Below are 391 nucleotides of genomic sequence, written 5' to 3'. Positions count from 1 at the left end.
ACTTCCCATACCAATATAAAATTTTTCTCAAATTCACATTGAAGGGGGTCATAAAATCGTTCATGTTGTATCTTGTTTCTCAGTGAAGCGAAAGTGCTATTAGCAAGCACCGAGGTTGTCTTGTATAGTTCAGATGCTACGGTAGCTATCTGTGACTTTCCAGTACCGCTAGACCCCCAAAGGAACAGGATGCCAGCTGTACTCATAAGGGTTACTGGAGACGCTATAAACGAGGTTACAATAGGGAATTGGATATCAGGATATGGCAGAACACAGACAGCCCGTAAAACAGACTCTAATTGCTCACCCAGGTTGCCTTCTGTGATTATTTCTTCTAGTTCAGATGACATTTGGCTTCTGATTAGCCTATAATCGATATAGTCGTCGGACA

1 pseudogene is annotated in these 391 nt (G+C 41.9%); it reads right to left on the bottom strand.

Going from position 1 to position 391, the window contains the following annotated elements:
* A pseudogene (locus tag P5674_RS26070) lies at nt 1–391 on the bottom strand (hypothetical protein); the annotation flags it as partial.

Origin of the sequence: Limnospira sp. PMC 289.06 (assembly GCF_032350395.1) — a bacterium.
Taxonomy (GTDB): Bacteria; Cyanobacteriota; Cyanobacteriia; order Cyanobacteriales; family Microcoleaceae; genus Limnospira; species Limnospira platensis.
The sequence above is the reverse complement of the archived record's forward strand: the minus strand, read 5'-3'. Positions and strand labels throughout refer to the sequence as shown.